We start from the raw sequence: 17,482 nt of genomic DNA, 5'->3' as shown, positions 1-17,482 counted from the left end.
GATGAAAGAAGTTCGTATTGGACTAATTGGCACCGGGTATATCGGCAAGGCGCATGCCATCGCCTATGCCCAAGCCCCGACGGTGTTCAACCTGCGCGGCAAACTGGTGCGCGAAATGGTGGCGGAAGTCACGCCGGAGCTGGCGGCCGAACGGGCGCAGGCCTTTGGCTTCAATCGCTCAACCGGAGACTGGCGTGCGCTGGTGGCCGACCCGGCCATTGACGTGGTTGATATTTGTTCGCCTAACCATCTGCATAAAGAGATGGCGCTGGAGGCGATCCGTCACGGCAAGCACGTCTACTCGGAGAAGCCGCTGGCGCTGAACGCCCATGACGCGCGTGAAATGGTGGAGGCGGCACAACGGGCCGGAGTGAAAACGCTGGTGGGTTTCAACTACATGAAGAACCCGACCGCGCAGCTGGCGAAAGAGATCATTGAGCGCGGCGAAATTGGCGAGGTGATCCATTTCTACGGTACCCACAACGAAGACTATATGGCCGACCCGCTTTCGCCGATCCACTGGCACTGTTTTAAAGAAACGGCGGGTCTGGGCGCGCTGGGCGATCTCGCGGCGCATATCGTCAATATGGCCCAGTATCTGGTGGGGGATATCGAGCAGGTCTGCGGTGACCTGAAGATCGTGGTCCCGGCACGTCCGGCGAAGGCGGGTTCGGCAGAGATGATTGCCGTCGAAAACGAGGATCAGGCCCACGCGATGGTGCGTTTTGCGGGCGGGGCGCAGGGCGTCATTGAAACCTCCCGCGTCGCCTGCGGCCGCAAGATGGGGCTGTCATATGTCATCACCGGGACGAAAGGTGCCATCAGTTTCACTCAGGAGCGCATGGCCGAGCTGAAGCTCTATCTGCATGACGACCCGGTGAACCGTCAGGGATTCCGCACGCTGCTCGTCGGCCCGGCTCACCCGGACTACGGTGCGTTCTGCATGGGGGCAGGCCATGGGATTGGCTTTAACGATCAAAAAACCGTGGAAGTGCGCGATCTGGTGGACGGCATTGCCGCCGATGCGCCGATGTGGCCGGACTTCGAAGAGGGCTGGAAGGTGTCGCGTGTGCTTGACGCCATCGCACTCTCGCACCTGGAAGGCCGCTGGCTGAACGTGAACGACATTGTCTGAAGAGGGTTCAACGTGGAAAAGCAGTTTGATGTGATATGCATGGGCCGCGTGGCGGTTGACCTCTACAGTCAGCAGATTGGCGCACGCCTGGAAGATGTGTCGAGCTTTGCCAAATACCTTGGCGGTTCGTCGGGCAATGTGGCGTACGGCACGGCGCGCCAGGGATTGCGTTCTTCAATGTTGGCGCGGGTTGGCGACGAACATATGGGGCGTTTTCTGCGGGAAGAGTTAAACCAGGTGGGCTGTGACACCAGCCATCTGATTACCGATAAAGACCGCCTGACGGCGCTGGTGCTACTCGGCATTAAAGACCGGGATACCTTTCCTCTGATTTTTTACCGTGATAACTGCGCGGATATGGCGATTACTGCCAGCGATGTTGATGAACAGTACATCGCGTCTGCCCGCTGTCTTGCCATCACCGGAACCCATCTTTCTCATCCCCAGACCCGCGAGGCGGTGCTGACGGCGCTGGGTTATGCCCGCCGCCACGGCGTGCGCACGGTGCTGGATATCGACTACCGTCCGGTGTTATGGGGGTTAACGTCCTTAGGCGACGGCGAAACGCGTTTTATCGCCGCTGAGCAGGTGACGCGTCAATTGCAGGATGTGCTGCACCTGTTCGACGTCATCGTCGGCACCGAGGAGGAGTTTCATATCGCGGGCGGCAGCACTGAAACGCTGCAGGCGCTGGAGAAGGTGCGTGGTGTGAGTCAGGCTACGCTGGTCTGCAAACGCGGCGCGCTCGGCTGCTCGGTGTATATCGATGCCATCCCACCCCGGCTGGACGATGGCCTGACGGTGACCGGCGTGCGCGTCGAGGTGCTTAACGTGCTTGGCGCAGGGGATGCGTTTATGTCCGGCCTGCTGCGGGGCTACCTGAACGATGAGGGCTGGGAGCAGGCGTGCCGCTATGCCAATGCCTGCGGCGCGCTGGTAGTGTCGCGCCATGGCTGTGCCCCGGCGATGCCGAGCAAAATCGAGCTGGATGATTATCTCTCCCGCGCCGCACTCGTTCCGCGTCCGGATCTTGACCCGCGTCTAAACCATCTGCACCGCGTCACTACCCGTCGCCGCGAATGGCCGGAACTGTGTGTGATGGCCTTCGATCACCGCAGTCAGCTTGAGGAGATGGCGCTGCAGTGCGGCTCGTCTCTGAAACGTATTCCGGCGCTGAAGCAGCTGATCCTGCAGGCCAGCCGCGAGGCGGCCAACAGCGCCGGGCTGGAGGGTAAGGCCGGGCTGCTGTGCGACGGTACGTTTGGTCAGGATGCGCTGAATGCGATAACCGGAGAGGGCTGGTGGATAGGTCGCCCTATCGAACTGCCGGGTTCGCGCCCGCTGGAGATGGAACACGGCAATATAGGTTCGCAGCTCATCAGCTGGCCGCAGGAGCATGTGGTGAAGTGTCTGGTCTTTTTCCATCCGGAAGATGCCCATGCGCTGCGTCTGGAGCAAGAACAGAAAATTGCCGAGGTGTACCACGCCTGCTGCCAGTCCGGGCATGAGCTGCTGCTGGAGGTGATATTGCCCGCCAGCATGCCGCGCAGCGACGATCTCTACCTGCGTGCCATCTCCCGTTTCTACAACCTGGGGATTTCCCCCGACTGGTGGAAACTGCCACCGCTCTCGGCCAGCGGCTGGACGGCGCTGAGTGAAATTATCGCGCGCCGTGACCCACACTGCCGTGGGGTGGTGATCCTCGGTCTGGATGCCCCGGCAGAGCAACTGCGCGCCGACTTCAAAGCAGCTGCAGGACAAACGCTGGTCAAGGGTTTCGCCGTGGGACGCACGCTGTTTGGCGACGCCTCTCGCGCGTGGTTGAAACACGATATTGATGATGCGCAGCTGGTGGCGCGCATTAAGGATAACTACCTGCAGCTTATCGCCTGGTGGCGCGAGCGCGGACAAGCATAATTCAGGAGAAGATAATGACGGTACAATTAGGTATTAATCCACTGACATGGACGAATGACGATCTGCCTTCTCTGGGCGCCGAGACCTCGCTGGATACTTGTCTGAGCGAAGGCAAAGAGGCCGGGTTTGCTGGTTTCGAACTGGGCAATAAATTCCCGCGCGAGGCGCGACTGCTCGGCCCCATTTTGCAGCGCCACGAGCTGCAACTGGTTTCCGGCTGGTACTCCGGTCGTCTGCTGGAGCGTAGCGTAGAGGAGGAGATTGCCGCCGTGCAATCGCACCTGACGTTACTGCGCGAACTGGGGGCGAAGGTGTTGGTATTTGCCGAAGTGAGTGGCTGTATTCACGGCGAGCAGCAGACACCGGTACATCTGCGTCCGCGCTTCCCGCAGGCACGCTGGCAAGAGTACGGCGAAAAACTCACTGAATTTGCCCGCTACACACAGCAGCAGGGGGTACAGATTGCCTATCATCACCATATGGGCACGGTGATTGAGTCCGCCGACGACGTGGACAACCTGATGACCCATACCGGTGATGAAGTCGGATTGCTGCTCGACACCGGCCATTTGACCTTCGCAGGTGCCGATCCGCTGGCGGTGGCACAGCGTTGGGCATCGCGTATCAACCATGTTCACTGTAAAGACGTGCGTGCCGACGTGCTGGCGGATGTCAAAAATCGCAAAACCAGCTTTCTTGATGCAGTACTGAGCGGTGTTTTTACCGTGCCGGGAGATGGCTGCGTTGACTATCCGCCGATCATGACCTTGCTGAAGGCGAATCAATATCAGGGTTGGCTGGTAGTGGAAGCGGAGCAGGATCCGGCCATCGCGCACCCGCTGACGTATGCGCGTCTGGGCTATAACAACCTTAGCCGTCTGGCGCGGGATGCCGGGCTTATCTGAGGAGGTGACATGTCACGTTTATTATCACGCTGGCAGCAACCTGACGCACAAGGGCGAACGCAGTCGGTGACCCCAGAACGTGCTGGCTGGGGATATGTCGGCTTTGCAGCGTATGAACTGGAGGAGGGGCAGCAGCTTACGCTGCCCGCAGTCAGCGAAGAACGCTGTCTGGTACTGGTCGCCGGACGCGCAACCATCACCACGCCGCGCGCAACCTTTACGGATATCGGCGAGCGGATGAGCCCGTTCGAACGCATTAAACCGTGGGCGGTGTATGTCACCTCTGGTGAGGCAATACAGATTCAGGCTGTGACCAGACTGGAGCTGGCAGTTTGTGCTGCGCCGGGGAAAGGAACGTACCCGACGCGGCTGATCGCACCACAGGATATCGAGGGAGAAGCGCGCGGCAAGGGCAATAACCAGCGTTATGTGCATAACATCTTACCGGAAGATAAACCCGCAGATAGCCTGCTGGTGGTGGAGGTGTGGACCAATGAAGGCTGCACCAGTTCCTACCCAAGCCATAAGCATGACACGGATAACCCACCGCAGGAGACCTATCTGGAGGAGACCTACTATCATCGTCTCAATCCGGAACAGGGGTTCTGCATGCAGCGCGTCTACACTGACGACAGAATGTTGGATGAATGTATGGCGGTCTATAACCGTGACGTGGTCATGGTGCCGAAGGGGTATCACCCGGTGGCGACGATGGCCGGGTATGACAGCTATTACCTCAACGTTATGGCCGGGCCGGTCCGCAAATGGATGTTCACCTGGGAAGATGATCACGCGTGGATTAACAGGGATTATCCGGTCGATAAATAAGGATGAAAGTGTTTGGCTGCGGTGAAAGCAGATTTGGAGTCAGGGCCTGTGCGTTACTGTGGCCCTGCTCTGGTTTCGCTGTAAAAAGGATTGAGTCAGGTCAGCAATCCTGGATTGTGGTTAAATAATAATAAAAAACGCGAAAGCGGCTTTCATTATTAAATGACTTTATTAAATGGCTGGGAAATTATTCTCTGATTTTTTTCTCAACGGATGCAGCACCTTCTTTGGTCTTATTCCAGCCTTTCTCTGTGCTTTCTTTGGTTGCATTCCAACCTTTTTCAGTGCCTTCTTTAGTTTTATTCCAGGCTTTTTGCGAACCTTCGCTCACTTTGCTACTCAGGTTATCTTGTTTACCTTCCGCAGCATGTTTAGCTTTTAATTTCTGCTCTTCGCCCTGATTCTGCGCCTGATGCAGTTTTTCTTTTGCGGTATTAGCGTTTTCGTGTGCGGCAGCTACATCATTATCAGTTGCGTGTGTCGTAGCGGCAATAACCGGAGAAGCCAGCAAAATTGCAGATAATGCGATAATTGTCTTTTTCATAATATCCTCGCTTAGCGTTATAAGTTATTAGCGTGAATAAGCGTGGCACGTAAACGAAGCGCTGGCTTTAGGAAAAAACTGTAAGTGCAGAAAAAACTAATTATCTGATTAATGCACTCGCGAACCATCAATATGGTTATTTTGTGTTGGGTAAAATCCACGTTTAATATTGGGTTAAATAACGAGTGGCTGTGGGGGAACAGAATTTTACGCATTGGTTGATGCCCCGGTAGAAACTTTAGGGGCAGTGTTTCCTTCGGTGCGTTTGTGCAAGATGCGGACATTTCGCGGCTAAACTAAAGTAGTTTTGGTAGTGTTTAAAACCACCTAACCCTTTGTGATACGATGGCGGTTTCAGCTTGTCACATGAGGTCAGATTGTGAATTCATACATTTTTCTTGCAGGAGCCATCGTAGCTGAAGTTATAGGTACAACCCTGATGAAGTTCTCTGACGGATTTACACGCCTTTGGCCATCTGTAGCCACAATAGTGTGCTACTGCACTGCTTTTTATCTTCTTGCCCAGACGTTATCGACCATTCCAACGGGTATTGCGTACGCAATTTGGTCAGGTGCTGGAATCGTTTTAATCAGCCTTCTGGGCTGGTTAGTAAGTGGGCAAAAGCTTGATTTTCCGGCGATTGCAGGCATGGTCCTTATTTGTGCCGGGGTTCTGGTTATTAATATTTTTTCAAAATCCTCCCCACATTGATTCTCCTGGAGGAGTGTCGGATATCAGGTTATCTGCTTCATCTACCCCTAAATTTTCCGGTTAATGCGCAGCGCATCAACAACGAGTGAAAAGGCCGGGGAAGGCTGCTTGCGGCTGGGATAATAAAGATAGTAGCCCGGAAAAGGATGACACCAGGATTCAAGTACGCGAACGAGACGACCCTCTTTGAGGTGTGAGCCAAACTCCTCCTCAGGTAAAAAGGCAATACCCAACCCTGCCAGCGCGGCGTCAACAACATGTTCCGACGTATTAAACGTCAACTGTCCGTTAACCCGAACGTTCAGCTCTCCTCCCTCGTGATCGAATTCCCAGACATAAATCCCCCCGGATCGGACCATACGCAGATTAATACACTGATGCTGCGTCAGATCATGGGGAGTTTGGGGAACCGGGTATCGTTCGAAATAATCTGGCGAGGCGGCCGCTGCCATACGAAGTTTCGGACCGATGGGCATCGCTATCATATCTTTATCGATCGTATCGCCAAGCCGCACGCCCGCATCGAACCGATCTGCCACGATGTCACGGAATCCGTGGTTGGCATCGAATTCGATATGAATATCCGGATATTCGCGCAGCAGCGGCGTCAGCTTGGGCAGCAGAGTCGTTTTCAGCACGTTCGGCCCGCAGGTGATGCGGACGGTTCCTGCTGGCTTATCCCGCAGTTCAGTCAGCATATCCAGTTCGGCCTCAATCTCGTCAATGCGATGGCCCACCGACTGCAGCAGTCGTTCCCCGGCGGCCGTCGGGGCGACGCTGCGGGTGGTCCGCGTCAGCAGGCGGATTTGCATCCGCTCTTCCAGCCCGGAAATCGCCTGGCTCAGCGCGGGCTGAGTCACGCCAAGCTGCGCGGCGGCACGCGTAAAGCTGCCTTCCCGCGCCACGGTGACGAAAGAGAGTAAATCGTTGAGGTTGCGTCTGGCCATGTTCAGTTCCGGTCTATTTATAAAATTTACTTATAAGCCTATTAAGCATTCATTAGCTAGTTTCCCCGCTGCCTATTGGTAACAATAATGCGATGAAAAAGTCAACGCTAAACGATATGCAAAACATGCACCGCAAAACGTCGCTGCTGATGATGTTCCTTCTTGTCGGGCTGCTATGCGTTACGCAGTCCGTGATGGCGGGTGACAACGAACGGGTCGCTGTACAGGAGAAGCTTATGAAAATTGAGATCGTTGTGAATAGTGAGACCGCCACTGCCACCCTCTATGACACGCCGACAGGGCGGGATTTTGCGTCACTGCTTCCCCTCAGCCTCACGCTGCAAGATTACGCCGATATTGAGCGCATTAGCGATCTGCCGCGCAGGCTTTCCACTGCACAGGCTCCGGAAGGCATGACGCCGGAAGCCGGGGATATTACTTTCTACGCGCCCTGGGGCAACCTGGCGATTTTTGCCCAGGGCAGGCCTTACGCCCGTTCACTGATCCCGGTTGGCAAAGTCGATTCGGGATTGTCCGCCCTGCAGCGCCATGGACCGCTTAAGGTGCAGATCAGGATCGTGGACTGAGCAGTCGTTCCTTTCATACCCATCGTTCCCTTTTACTACCGTGCTTGTCCCCACGCCGACGCGTCAAAGTCTCCTGAAGGCGCAGGGGAGGGCATCGCATTATCAACAAAAAAGAAAGGCTAAATGCGTAATCAGAAAACTGAAACCAGAAACAAAAACGGAGAAAGTGAAAAACAACCGGCGCACTGGGGCGGCGTGTTTGCCATGACACTGTGCGTCTTCGCCCTGATCGCCTCCGAATTTATGCCGGTCAGCCTCCTGACGCCGATGGCGCAGTCCCTGAACGTCACCGAAGGCATGGCCGGGCAGGGAATCGCCATTTCCGGCGTGTTTGCGGTGGTGACCAGCCTGTTTATTTCCCGACTGGCAGGCGCGCTTAACCGGAAAACTCTGCTGCTCGGCCTGACGTGCATCATGGCGCTGTCCGGGGCCGTTATTGCGATGGCCCCCAACTACCTGACCTATATGACGGGTCGGGCTCTGATTGGCATTGTAGTCGGCGGGTTCTGGTCGATGTCGGCGGCGACGGCGATGCGTCTGGTGCCAGTGCACCGTGTTCCGTTGGCGCTGGCTATTTTTAACAGCGGCAATGCGCTAGCCACTGTCGTGGCCGCACCTCTGGGCAGTTGGCTGGGTTCGGTCATCGGCTGGCGGGGGACCTTCTTCTGCCTGCTACCCGTCGCCATCGTCGCGTTTGTCTGGCAACTGCTCAGTCTGCCCTCTATGCCGGTTACCCGCCCGCATGTGGGCGCTGGCAACGTCTTCATGCTGTTCCGCCACCGGGTGGTCACACTGGGCATGCTAGGGGTGGGGATCTTCTTTATGGGACAGTTCACGCTCTTTACCTATATCCGACCCTTCCTCGAAGCGGTAACGAAGGTGGACGCTTCAGCGGTGACTCTCATCCTGTTGGTCATCGGTATGGCGGGCTTCATCGGCACTACGTTGATTAGCCGGGTATTGAAGCGCGGATTCTACCCGACCCTGATGGCGATTCCTGTACTGATGGCGATCATCGCGCTGGCCCTGATCGCGTTTAGCAACCAGGCGTCCATCGTGACGATACTGCTCGGACTGTGGGGGCTGATTTCAACCGCCGCGCCAGTGGGATGGTGGGCATGGGTTCCACGCACGTTCCCGCAGGATGCCGAAGCGGGAGGTGGGCTAATGGTGGCGATGGTGCAACTGTCCATTGCGCTGGGATCCACCGTGGGAGGCCTGCTGTTCGACCATCACGGTTTCCAGAGCACCTTTCTGGTCAGCGCCGCAATGCTGATTATCGCAACCGTACTGATATTCCTGACCTCACGAGCAGACGCGTCTGCCGGTGGCCATTCATCACACTCGTCCTGATAAGGAAACCATCATGCATAAATTTACGTTAGCCCTAGGGATGCTCATCAGCGCATTTGCCGCCTCCGCGGCGGATATGTCCAGAGGTGCGGATAACTTTTATAAAAGCGATAAGGTGACGCAGCAAAAAGTCACCTTTAAAAACCAGTATCAGATGAACGTGGTTGGCAATCTGTTTGTCCCGAAAACGATCGTTCAGAACGCCAAAAACCCGGCGGTCATCGTGGGCCACCCGATGGGCGCAGTCAAAGAGCAGGGCTCAAACCTGTACGCGCAGAAACTGGCGGAGCAGGGTTTTGTCACGCTGGCGATTGATCTCTCGTTCTGGGGAGAAAGCGAAGGTAAGCCAGGGCACCTGATTTCACCGGAAATCTACGCGGATGATTTCAGCGCGGCGGTTGATTATCTCAGCACACAACCATTTGTTGATCCGGAAAATATCGGCGTGCTGGGCATCTGCGGTAGCGGGAGTTTTGTCATCAGCGCCGCGAAGATTGACCCACGTATGAAAGCCATCGCCACTGTTAGCATGTATGACATGGGAGCTGCGTTCCGTAACGGGCTTAACCATTCCCAGACGCTTGAACAACGTAAGGCCTTCATCCAGTCGGCCATTGAGCAGCGGTTTGCTGAGTTTAAAGGGGGAGAGACGGCTTACATTCCGGGCACTGTAAATAAACTGGACACCTCCACGCCAGAAATTCAGCGCGAGTTCTTTGATTTCTACCGCACCGAACGCGGCGGCTACACCCCGCAGGGCGAGAAAGAAGAACTGACGACAAAACCGATGCTGAGCAGTATTGGCAAGTTTATGAACTTCTACCCGTTCAACGATATTGAAGCCATTTCACCGCGTCCGATGCTCTTTATCACCGGCGATCAGGCTCATTCAAAAGAGTTCAGCGAGGACGCCTTCAAACGCGCCGCTCAGCCTAAAGAGCTGTATGTCGTTCCGGGGGCTGGGCACGTCGATCTGTACGATCGCACAGACGTGATCCCCTTCGACAAATTGGCCGACTTTTTCCGTAAGAACCTCAAATAACGCGTCAGTTAAGGAGCATGCGACATGAACTACAAACATCTGGGCCGAACAGGCCTGCGGGTGAGCCGTATCGGTCTTGGGACTATGAACTTTGGTGAACTGACGGATGAGCCAACCAGCTTCAGGATCATGGATGAGGCGGTGGATGCGGGTATCAACTTTTTCGATACCGCCGATGTTTACGGCGGACCGCAGTCGCCGGATATGGCAAAGGGGTACGGGACATCCGAAGAGATCATCGGCAACTGGCTGGCGCGCAGCGGAAAGCGCGAGCGGATCGTGCTGGCCACAAAAGTTTATCAGCCGATGGATACGGGTCCGAACGATAAATATTTGTCTGCTTACCATATTCGCCGGGCATGTGAAGCCAGCCTGAAAAGGCTCAAAACGGACCATATCGATCTCTATCAGATGCACCATATCGACCGGAACACCCCCTGGGAGGAGATCTGGCAGGCTATGGAACAGCTGATCCGTGAGGGTAAAATTAGTTATGTGGGCAGCAGTAACTTTGCTGGCTGGGACATTGCTACCGCACAATGTAAGGCCGACGTACGTAACCTGCTGGGACTGGCATCTGAACAGAGCCTGTACAATCTGACCCAGCGCACGGTTGAGCTGGAGGTGATCCCTGCGCTGCGTCATTACGGCATTGGCCTTATCCCATGGAGTCCGGTAGGGAGGGGAATGCTGGGCGGTGTGCTGCGTAAAATGACAGAGGGGCGCAGGGCAACACCGCATATGCAGGTGCAAATCAATCATCTGCGGCCACAGCTGGAAGCCTGGGAGCAGCTTTGCGATGAAATGGGTGAAACGCCGGCTGACGTTGCGCTTGCCTGGCTATTGCAAAATCCGACCGTCACCAGCGTACTCAGCGGGCCACGTACGGTTGAACAACTTCGTCAGAATCTCAATGCGCTGTCTGTAACGTTAACGCCTGAAACACTTGAAAAACTGGATGCTATTTGGCCAGGACCAGGCGGGGAAGCTCCTGAGGCCTATGCCTGGTAACAAAGTGTCTAAAAGGTTCGGATTTAATGGGTTCTCTTCGGACTTCGCTGGATAAAATGAGGGCACAAAAAAGCCCGCAGAGCTTGCGCCGTGCGGGCTCTTAGGACTTATCGGATGACACTGGTAATCACCGGCTGGCGTCCTTGTAATTGGTGTGGGAGGTGGTTGAGGCTCTGGTGGACGTTGCTAACATTGTGATGTGGCTTTATCGGAACATATCAATATCGCTAACACTGCTAAACTCAACGAGATATATGCAATCTGAACACGGAGCACATGATGGTCACCACACATGTTTTCATCGCGGTCAGTCTTGATGGTTTTATCGCTCGGCAGGATGGTGATATCGACTGGCTGTTAAAGCGCGATGACCCGACAGAAGATCATGGCTATGCCGCATTCATCGCGGACAAAGATTGGATCATTATGGGTCGAGGCAGCTATGAGAAGGTGCTGACTTTTAACGAATGGCCTTATGATCTGCCCGTGCTGGTGCTTTCCCGGCAGCTAGCCGATACCACCGTGCCCGAGGCGCTGAAGGATAAAGTGCAGTTTTCATGCCTCACGCCAGGGGAGGCTCTTGCTGACCTGATGGAGAAGAACGTGCACCGGGTCTATATCGATGGTGGGCAGTTAATACAGTCGTTCCTGCGCGAAGGTCTGGTCGCCGATATCGTTATCACTACCGTTCCTGTCCTGCTCGGTTCGGGAAAACCGCTGTTCGGAGTTCTGCCCCATGATATCGATTTGACGCTATTATCCAGCCGCAGCTTCCCTTCAGGTCTGATGCAGTCGCATTATCGGCTGACGCCATAAGCTGAATCAAAGCATAGTGGTGACCTCCACTTTTCGCTCATAGCGGATGCTCACATCAGTTATGGCTAAAAGCAGGTATGAGAGGAAGATTACAGACTAAGGTGAAAGAAAAGTGGGTTGTTGATTGTGGTTGCATTGAGCGTGGCTAATGAGGCTGGAAAGCAGAAACAAAAAAGCCCGCTGATGCGGGCTTTTTTGTCACTCGGGAGCCGCGGCTCCTTTGTGTATCCTTTTTTGTCTCCTCACCGTCTGGTCGGTGTCCTGCTGAGACTGCTAACTTCCTGTTTTACTAGTGCTGTCCTGGCACTGTCCAATCATGATTGGTGGGCTGGCGGAGTCTGAATTGGTTGTGTAATTCATTGAATTAATTTGAATAACTGCTAGTTCAACTTTTCTTAGGGGCCTATTTGGGTGCCTAAAAGTTTTTTCTCCCTTTGATGAGAAAGAAGACGAGATAGGGACTGTGCGTGGTGATATCTAGTTGAGTCGTCACACTGAAAAACAGATTTGACCTGGTAACCATTTCTTGCGCAGCAAACGCGCCGCGCATATACGGTTTGGGCTTACCTTTTATCAAACGCTTAGACTACTATTCGCCTGCGAAATTTTTTGGATAAAAGCCATCATCACCAATGCAGCATCGAAAAATGCTTAATTAAAAATGCTCACGCCTGCATCCCCTTACCCCGTGCCAGGTTAATTCTTTCAACGCATTCCTTAAACGCTTTAAGTTGCTCCGTAGAGAGTTCAGATTCATCAATTTTGACCAGAAGAGCGTTGAGAGAGCGTTCAATATCATTTTTAATTAACCGTAAGCAGATAACCTTAACCCAACGTGGAGAGAGCTTACTGAGGCCAATTGCTCTTGTGATTTGTAATTTCATGCGATGCCTCTCAACCGCCAGTGTGCCGGTTTTCAACCTCGGTTATAACACGCAATGGACAGGACTTCTGTTATTCCTTCGCCTAAAATTTAGCATGAAGCGCTTAGCTTGGGTGCAACCAGGATTTCATTAAACATCAAAATTAGTTTTGCATCATGACGCGCAAGCGCCACGTCATAACCAGAGTTACTAGTTCACCTCAAGGTAGTTTTTCATATTCTGACACAGGATGGGATATCTCCTTTGTGCCATAGTGGATGTTATTAATCTCATGCAGTATGGATTCACGAAAAATATACGTTAAATTTTGTCCTGATTGACACGGGATGAAAGCTCCTGATAGCTCTCTTTTCTCTCGCTGTAACGATCTGCAAGATAACCAGTTTGTCCCTTAAGCAGCACCGTGATTTTAAACAGCTCCTCGGCTACATCGACGATACGGTCATACCATGACGAAGGTTTCATTCGGCCGTTTTCGTCGAACTCTTGCCATGCCTTAGCAATGGAGGACTGGTTGGGGATAGTGAACATCCGCATCCATCGGCCCAGAATGCGCATTTGGTTCACCGCATTAAAGGACTGCGAACCACCGCAGACCTGCATCACTGCAAGTGTCTTGCCCTGCGAAGGACGAACCGCGCCTTCACTTAAGGGTATCCAGTCTATTTGCGCCTTCATCACCGCGCTCATCGTCCCATGCCGCTCAGGGGAACTCCACACCATCCCGTCACACCATCTGACCAGGCCGCGTAGTTCGGTGACCTTAGGGTGCGTGTCTGGCGCATCATCAGGCAGGGGTAAACCAGAGGGGTTAAAGAATTCCACCTCCGCGCCCATTGCAGTCAGAAGACGACCGGCTTCCTCCGCGGCAAAGCGGCTGTAGGAGCGCTCTCTTACTGAGCCATACAGGATAAGAATCCGTGGTGGCGCTTGCAGGTTCAGGCGTTCAGCGATGTGTTGATCAAAGAATTCAATATTAAGGGCAGGAAATTGTTCCATTTTTCTCCTCCGGAGAGAGTAGATGATTTCAAATTTAACACATATGATTTATCATATATATATTCTAAAGGGAACGGAGTGAAAAATGCTACAACCTGTTCAGCTTTTCAAAATCCTGTCGGATGAAACTCGGCTCGCCATCGTCATGATTCTCCGGGAGTCAGGAGAACTGTGCGTTTGTGATATCTGCGCAGCCATTTCCGAATCACAACCCAAAGTCTCGCGACATATGGCTATCCTTCGTGAGGCCGGGCTGGTTCTGGACCGTCGTGAAGGCAAATGGATCCACTATCGTCTGTCACCCCACATACCGGCATGGGCAGCTGAGACAATCACGACGTCCTGGCAGTGTATGCGGGAGGATTTGTGTAAATGGCTGGATAAATCAGCCTGCACCTCCTGCTGAGAAAAGAAAACAAATTCACATAATCATATATAACGGAGTCTGAGATGCTTTTGGCGGGGAGTATATTTTTACTGACGTTGATACTGGTGATCTGGCAACCCGGAGGCCTGAGTATTGGCTGGAGTGCGAGTATCGGGGCTGTGCTGGCGCTGGTAACTGGAGTCATCCATATCGCTGATATTCCCGTTGTCTGGAATATCGTCTGGAACGCGACAGCGGCATTTATTGCGGTCATCATCATCAGCCTGCTGCTCGATGAGTCCGGCTTCTTTGAATGGGCCGCACTGCACGTCTCCCGCTGGGGTAACGGACGTGGCCGCCTTTTGTTTAGCTGGATAGTCTTGCTTGGGGCTGCTGTTGCTACACTGTTTGCCAATGACGGAGCCGCACTGATCCTGACGCCGATCGTAATTGCGATGCTGCTCGCACTGGGATTCAGTCAGGGCACGACACTGGCCTTTGTCATGGCCGCAGGATTTATTGCAGATACGGCCAGCCTGCCGCTCATTGTTTCTAACCTGGTGAATATCGTCTCGGCGGACTTTTTCGGTCTGGGCTTTACGCAGTATGCCTCCGTGATGATCCCCGTAGATGTGGCCGCGATTACGGCCACGCTGGTCATGCTGCATCTCTTCTTCCGCAGGGATATTCCGGTGACGTATGACGTTTCGCTGCTGAAGACGCCTGCCAGTGTGATAAAGGATCCGGCAACGTTCAGGGCGGGCTGGATTGTCCTGTTTTTGCTGCTTGTCGGTTTCTTTGTTCTGGAACCTCTTGGGATCCCGATAAGTGCGATAGCCGCTACTGGCGCAGCAGTACTGTTCATAGTGGCGAAAAGAGGTCACGCCATCAACACAGGAAAAGTCCTGCGCGATGCACCATGGCAGATAGTTATTTTTTCACTGGGCATGTACCTGGTGGTCTATGGCCTGCGCAATGCAGGGCTCACGGAGTCTCTGTCTGACGTGCTAAACCTGCTGGCAGAAAAGGGGTTATGGGCAGCAACGTTCGGCACCGGCTTCCTGACCGCGTTCCTGTCGTCGGTAATGAATAACATGCCGACGGTGCTGATTGGTGCGCTGTCGATTGACGGAAGTACGGCGACAGGCGTCGTCAAAGAGGCAATGATTTATGCCAACGTGATTGGCTGCGATTTAGGCCCGAAAATCACTCCGATTGGCAGTCTGGCAACCCTGCTGTGGCTACATGTGCTGGCGCAGAAAAACATGACCATCACCTGGGGATATTACTTCCGCACCGGCATAATCATGACCCTGCCCGTGCTTTTCGTCACTCTGGCTGTGCTGGCGTGGCGGCTCTCTGTCACCTTGTAGCGAGATATTGATATGAGCAATATTACCATCTATCACAACCCGGCCTGTGGCACCTCACGTAACACGCTGGAGATGATCCGCAACAGCGGCAACGAACCGACAATAATTTATTATCTCGATACTCCCCCGACCCGTGATGAGCTTATTAAACTTATTTCAGATATGGGGATTACAGTGCGCGCCTTGCTGCGTAAAAACGCTGAACCTTATGAACGCCTGGGTCTTGATGAAGAGAAATTTAGTGATGAGCAGTTGATTGATTTCATGCTTCAAGATCCAATCCTGATTAATCGGCCGGTAGTCGTTACGCCGCTCGGTACTCGTCTTTGCCGCCCTTCGGAAATAGTGCTGGATATTCTTCCGGAAGGTCAGAAAGGAGCGTTTACCAAAGAGGATGGCGAGAAGGTCATTGACGAAACGGGAAAGCGGGTTAGGTAATCTGTCCACTTCAAGATATCGGACGCCTGTTTAATCTACGAGGGCGTCCGCTTGCCGTTCACTAAAGACCTCCAGCCTACTAACCCCGTCCGCATTATGCTATGAGAGGAAAAACTGTGGTGTTGGCTGCATTACAACTGCGTAATGTCACCATTAATACCTTCTTTACCCAGTTTATAGCGCAACATAATCTCTTCATGAAACACCTTGTTGAAGCCGGTTACGAACCAGATGCTTCTCGACGATCCTCTAAGGATGGTTGTGGGCTATCCGTAAAAAGAGCCGGGTATGCCCGGCTCTTTTTTAGCTGATTTCGAAATCTTTTAATTCTCCACCTTCAGCAATCAGATTTGAGATACGCTTCGGCATTCGCCCCTGACCTGACCATGTTTTTGACTCTCCAGTTTCGTCAGTATATCGATACTTCGCGGGGCGGGGGGAGCGCGTCCTTTTAGCCTTACCCGGAGAGCCAATAGCAGCTAAAAGTTCGGAGGGGTCGATACCCTCATCAAGCATCATCTGACGAAGTGTTTCCAGTTTATCGCGGCGCTGACTTTCATTTGCAAGACGTAATGTCTCTTCTTCTCGTCGTTCTATAAGAATAATTTTAAACTTTTCCAGAACATCTTCCAGTACATCTAATGACATTTCACGAGTCTGAGAACGTAAGGTACGGATATTGTTTAACTGTGTAAGAGCATCTGACATAAAGAGACCTTTTAAAGTTTTTTCGTTGTTCAGCAAATACCAATGTCGACGGTTGCTCATCAATCCGATTTTTCTTACTGAGCATTTTAATCCGATTGGTACATATTGTTATTAACGAGGTTTAGACTACTTATATAAATCTCTTATCGCAAGACAAAATTAAGAAGAATGTGCAAGAACTAAATTACAACTCCTACGAAATGTCCATGCATTTTTGAAGGTACTTAAAACTATGATGCCAGGAGTCATCCGGAGAGCCTTTTTATACCCTCATAACTTATTGCTTCAGTCACACCTGATGAGATTTAAAATGAGGAGAGACAGCGCCGCCACTTAGCAAGGTTTTCACAAATGGCAAGATGGCACGCAGGGGGGAGACACCTGCATTTTGTCAGAGGGTAGCGAATTACTCTCTCTTTATAGAGACGTTTCTAAAAAAGTGTAATGTAAAAAAAAAGCCTGCTGTTAGCAGGCCATAAATGCTTTTAACTCATTTTTTGTTCGATTCTGATAAATAGGGTAAGCATGCAATTAAACGTGGAGCAGAGAGCATGACAAAAATTCTATAAATATTTCCTGGCCGCATCAAGTATCTCCTGTGACGTTAACTCCCTGTCAGTAGCCACGTAAACAATACCATGATCGCCAGTTAAGGAAGGAAAACCTGCAGACATAATCCGAAGATGTGTTTCTTCACCGTTTGGATATTCCTGCCTGACAGAGGATATACCTTCCAGAACGGTCATGACTTTACAGGATTCAGCATTAAAGAAAACAAGGACTTTAATCATATTCTATTACCCTGTTCTCTCGTGGATATTAACTGGCAGATGCCATTAAGGTCAAAGCCATTACGCACTTCTTATTTAACATGTGGTTAGCTTGTGCTTTTAGACTTTTTATGCAGTAGTACTGC

The 17,482-nt window shown here is 52.8% G+C and carries 19 protein-coding genes; 13 read left to right on the top strand and 6 right to left on the bottom strand.

What is annotated here, in order from left to right:
• Position 1 precedes the first annotated feature (1 nt).
• The 4 genes from OGX99_RS00395 to iolB are packed head-to-tail and all read left to right on the top strand — an operon-like array spanning position 2 to position 4,785.
• Positions 2 to 1,135: a Gfo/Idh/MocA family protein gene (locus OGX99_RS00395; RefSeq protein ID WP_286542272.1), complete on the top strand. Its 1,134-nt coding sequence runs from the start codon at positions 2 to 4 to the stop codon at positions 1,133 to 1,135.
• A 12-nt stretch (positions 1,136 to 1,147) separates the two neighbouring features.
• Positions 1,148 to 3,052 carry a bifunctional 5-dehydro-2-deoxygluconokinase/5-dehydro-2-deoxyphosphogluconate aldolase gene (locus OGX99_RS00390; RefSeq protein ID WP_151224213.1) on the top strand — a complete coding sequence of 635 codons (1,905 nt, stop codon included), beginning with the start codon at positions 1,148 to 1,150 and terminating at the stop codon, positions 3,050 to 3,052.
• Positions 3,053 to 3,066: 14 nt separating this feature from the next.
• Complete coding sequence (gene iolE / locus OGX99_RS00385) at positions 3,067 to 3,957, top strand: myo-inosose-2 dehydratase (RefSeq protein ID WP_210905283.1); 891 nt, start codon at positions 3,067 to 3,069, stop codon at positions 3,955 to 3,957.
• A 9-nt stretch (positions 3,958 to 3,966) separates the two neighbouring features.
• Positions 3,967 to 4,785 (top strand): 5-deoxy-glucuronate isomerase, encoded by an 819-nt coding sequence (gene iolB, locus OGX99_RS00380; protein WP_252838684.1) that lies wholly within the window; start codon positions 3,967 to 3,969, stop codon positions 4,783 to 4,785.
• Positions 4,786 to 4,972: 187 nt separating this feature from the next.
• On the opposite strand, the gene OGX99_RS00375 is transcribed toward iolB, so the two are convergent.
• Complete coding sequence (locus tag OGX99_RS00375) at positions 4,973 to 5,329, bottom strand: KPN_00521 family repetitive protein (protein WP_252838685.1); 357 nt, start codon at positions 5,327 to 5,329, stop codon at positions 4,973 to 4,975.
• 379 nt (positions 5,330 to 5,708) lie between these two features.
• On the opposite strand from OGX99_RS00375, the gene OGX99_RS00370 reads away from it, so the two are divergent.
• Positions 5,709 to 6,041, top strand: a complete 333-nt coding sequence (locus OGX99_RS00370) for an EmrE family multidrug efflux SMR transporter (RefSeq protein ID WP_151218131.1) — start codon at positions 5,709 to 5,711, stop codon at positions 6,039 to 6,041.
• Between the two features lie 47 nt (positions 6,042 to 6,088).
• Here OGX99_RS00370 and OGX99_RS00365 read toward each other — a convergent pair whose 3' ends face one another.
• Entirely contained in the window at positions 6,089 to 6,988 is a 900-nt protein-coding gene (locus OGX99_RS00365; RefSeq protein WP_151218130.1) for a LysR family transcriptional regulator, read from the bottom strand.
• Between the two features lie 92 nt (positions 6,989 to 7,080).
• Between OGX99_RS00365 and OGX99_RS00360 the strand changes: the two genes are divergently transcribed.
• The 5 genes from OGX99_RS00360 (at position 7,081) to OGX99_RS00340 (ending at position 11,797) form a co-directional block, all read left to right on the top strand.
• Positions 7,081 to 7,575 carry a cyclophilin-like fold protein gene (locus tag OGX99_RS00360; RefSeq protein ID WP_210905281.1) on the top strand — a complete coding sequence of 165 codons (495 nt, stop codon included), beginning with the start codon at positions 7,081 to 7,083 and terminating at the stop codon, positions 7,573 to 7,575.
• Between the two features lie 123 nt (positions 7,576 to 7,698).
• On the top strand, positions 7,699 to 8,928 hold the full coding sequence (locus tag OGX99_RS00355; protein WP_252838686.1) for an MFS transporter: 1,230 nt from the start codon (positions 7,699 to 7,701) through the stop codon (positions 8,926 to 8,928).
• Positions 8,929 to 8,941: 13 nt separating this feature from the next.
• Positions 8,942 to 9,970 carry an alpha/beta hydrolase gene (locus tag OGX99_RS00350; protein ID WP_286542262.1) on the top strand — a complete coding sequence of 343 codons (1,029 nt, stop codon included), beginning with the start codon at positions 8,942 to 8,944 and terminating at the stop codon, positions 9,968 to 9,970.
• Between the two features lie 24 nt (positions 9,971 to 9,994).
• Positions 9,995 to 10,981, top strand: coding sequence for an aldo/keto reductase (locus OGX99_RS00345; RefSeq protein ID WP_151218127.1), 987 nt, complete (start codon positions 9,995 to 9,997; stop codon positions 10,979 to 10,981).
• 279 nt (positions 10,982 to 11,260) lie between these two features.
• On the top strand, positions 11,261 to 11,797 hold the full coding sequence (locus OGX99_RS00340; RefSeq protein ID WP_286542311.1) for a dihydrofolate reductase family protein: 537 nt from the start codon (positions 11,261 to 11,263) through the stop codon (positions 11,795 to 11,797).
• A 665-nt stretch (positions 11,798 to 12,462) separates the two neighbouring features.
• Here OGX99_RS00340 and OGX99_RS00335 read toward each other — a convergent pair.
• Both OGX99_RS00335 and arsH read right to left on the bottom strand, forming a co-directional pair.
• Entirely contained in the window at positions 12,463 to 12,681 is a 219-nt protein-coding gene (locus OGX99_RS00335) for a hypothetical protein (protein ID WP_010434242.1), read from the bottom strand.
• Between the two features lie 300 nt (positions 12,682 to 12,981).
• Entirely contained in the window at positions 12,982 to 13,680 is a 699-nt protein-coding gene (gene arsH / locus OGX99_RS00330; RefSeq protein ID WP_032938044.1) for an arsenical resistance protein ArsH, read from the bottom strand.
• A gap of 85 nt (positions 13,681 to 13,765) precedes the next feature.
• Here arsH and OGX99_RS00325 point away from each other — a divergent pair, with 85 nt between their 5' ends.
• The 3 genes from OGX99_RS00325 to arsC are packed head-to-tail and all read left to right on the top strand — an operon-like array spanning position 13,766 to position 15,858.
• A complete protein-coding gene (locus OGX99_RS00325; protein WP_032938043.1) occupies positions 13,766 to 14,086 on the top strand; it encodes a metalloregulator ArsR/SmtB family transcription factor in 321 nt (106 codons plus the stop codon).
• A gap of 44 nt (positions 14,087 to 14,130) precedes the next feature.
• On the top strand, positions 14,131 to 15,420 hold the full coding sequence (locus tag OGX99_RS00320) for an arsenic transporter (protein WP_024274589.1): 1,290 nt from the start codon (positions 14,131 to 14,133) through the stop codon (positions 15,418 to 15,420).
• Between the two features lie 12 nt (positions 15,421 to 15,432).
• The gene (arsC, locus tag OGX99_RS00315) at positions 15,433 to 15,858 is read left to right on the top strand and encodes a glutaredoxin-dependent arsenate reductase (protein ID WP_024274588.1); all 426 of its coding nucleotides are present in this window, start codon (positions 15,433 to 15,435) and stop codon (positions 15,856 to 15,858) included.
• Positions 15,859 to 16,161: 303 nt separating this feature from the next.
• Here arsC and OGX99_RS00310 read toward each other — a convergent pair whose 3' ends face one another.
• Both OGX99_RS00310 and OGX99_RS00305 read right to left on the bottom strand, forming a co-directional pair.
• Positions 16,162 to 16,566, bottom strand: coding sequence for an H-NS family histone-like protein (locus OGX99_RS00310; protein ID WP_024274587.1), 405 nt, complete (start codon positions 16,564 to 16,566; stop codon positions 16,162 to 16,164).
• 563 nt (positions 16,567 to 17,129) lie between these two features.
• Positions 17,130 to 17,357: a hypothetical protein gene (locus OGX99_RS00305; protein ID WP_049094912.1), complete on the bottom strand. Its 228-nt coding sequence runs from the start codon at positions 17,355 to 17,357 to the stop codon at positions 17,130 to 17,132.
• Between the last annotated feature and the right edge of the window lie 125 nt (positions 17,358 to 17,482).

The sequence above is a fragment of the Citrobacter sp. Cu096 genome, assembly GCF_030332285.1.
GTDB classification, from domain to species: Bacteria; Pseudomonadota; Gammaproteobacteria; order Enterobacterales; family Enterobacteriaceae; genus Citrobacter; species Citrobacter meridianamericanus.
Note: the sequence above shows the minus strand (reverse complement) of the source record. Positions and strands in the feature narration are given on the sequence as shown.